Origin of the sequence: Protofrankia sp. Cr1, from assembly GCF_963555865.1 — a bacterium.
GTDB lineage: Bacteria > Actinomycetota > Actinomycetes > Frankiales > Frankiaceae > Protofrankia.
In genome coordinates, this window is record NZ_CAUVXO010000203.1 from 1 (window position 1) to 1,466 (window position 1,466).

The 1,466-nt window shown below is 69.2% G+C and carries 1 protein-coding gene and 1 pseudogene; one reads left to right on the forward strand and one right to left on the reverse strand.

The features are described 5' to 3' along the window. The first annotated feature begins 188 nt into the window (after positions 1-188). A complete protein-coding gene (locus tag U9980_RS16055; protein WP_322768658.1) occupies positions 189-593 on the forward strand; it encodes a hypothetical protein in 405 nt (134 codons plus the stop codon). Positions 594-901: 308 nt separating this feature from the next. Here the strand turns inward: U9980_RS16055 and U9980_RS16060 are convergent. Further along, a pseudogene (locus U9980_RS16060) lies at positions 902-1,466 on the reverse strand (malic enzyme-like protein); the annotation flags it as partial.

Sequence of the window (1,466 nt, forward strand, 5' to 3'; positions counted from 1 at the left end):
CGCGAAGAGCACCGCCGGTAGCCGCACCCCCATCCGACGGAGTCATCCCGGTGATGTCGGCGAGACGACAGCGGATTGAGGCGGTAAGGCGGTCCGCGGACCCATCCGACCGCCATCGGGCGCCGAACAACAGGCGGAAAGCACAACCGGACCGTCGACAGACCCGACCAACGCCTGGAGGTTCCGCCATGTCCCTCGTCCGCTTCCTGCCCGCCTGGTTCCACGCCGTCGCCGACTACGCCGTCGCAGCACTGCTCATCATCGTCCCGCTGGCGGCCGGCGGCTCATCGCTCGCAGTCGCAACCGGCGTCACCGTGGGAATCGTCATCGCCGTGGTAAGCATGCTCACCCGCTACCCGCTCGGCGTCGTCAAGGTACTGCCCTTCACCGTGCACTCGGCCGGCGACTACCTCGCCGCCGCTCTCCTCATCCTCGCACCGGTCGCACTGTCATTCACCGACACCGACGGCAGGCTTTCCGCCTTCTACCTCGGCAGCGGACTCGCCGTACTCGCGGTCAGCCTGGTCACCAACTACCAGTACAGCCCCGCCCGCACCGCACAGCTCCCGACCATCCGCTCACAGCACGCCTGACCAGCCAAAGGGCGCGCGACACCACCACCGTCGCGCGCCCCAGGCCGACCCAGGGAAACCCCCTCGCTGTTCGGAACGACCTGTTGCCGGGCGTTCTTTGGGAACGATGTGAATCTGGTGTTGTGGCAGTAGCATCAGATTCACATCGTTAAGAGCCCGCGGTCCGCCCGTGCGTACGATACGAAGAAGTCACGACGCTCGTCCGCTCCCCCACTCATGTAACGATGATCGCATCAGCACGCGGCCTTGGACAGCTGCATACGTCAAAGCACCCCGGCGGTGGAATGGCAATTCCCCCGCGGCGCTGCTCACTGCGACGCGGTGAGCGCCCGAATGGCGGCAACGGCGACGGCCTCGGTCAGTTCCGGATGGTCCAGCGCGGGCAGCAGGGCACCGGGTTCCGCCTGCGCGGCCAGGGCGTACGCGGCAGCCAGCCGTGCCGCGGGAGTAATCGGCATCCGGGTGGTGACGGCCGCGCTGACAAGACCCGGCAGCGCGTGCAGCGGGCGCGGCCCGGTGGTGGCGGCCAGCATCGGGGGTGGGGTTTCCAACCGGGTCCGCAGCACCGGGACGCCCAGCGGTGGTGCGGCGAGACCCATCAGGTCGATGACCAGATCCGTCTGGTCGGCAACGGCATGCAGCGCCTGGATGCCGTACTCCACCGGGTCGTAGAGGGTGATGTCACCGATCCCGGCCGCGACCAGGAGACCAGCCAGGTCCCCGCCTCGTGCCGGGTCAACGAGGATGACCCGGGCCCGACGCAGGTCGACGGCCTGCGCGCGCAGCGCGTTGAGCGCCGCGGCGGTGGCGGCCACGGCGAGCCCGTCGTTGACCGCGTCCAGCAACAGCTGGGAGGCGGCGTCGGCCCGGGTG

Bases quoted from the DNA above. Each gene is read 5' to 3' on its own strand.
- U9980_RS16055 (WP_322768658.1), top strand. From the start codon at position 189: ATGTCCCTCGTCCGCTTCCTGCCCGCCTGGTTCCACGCCGTCGCCGAC.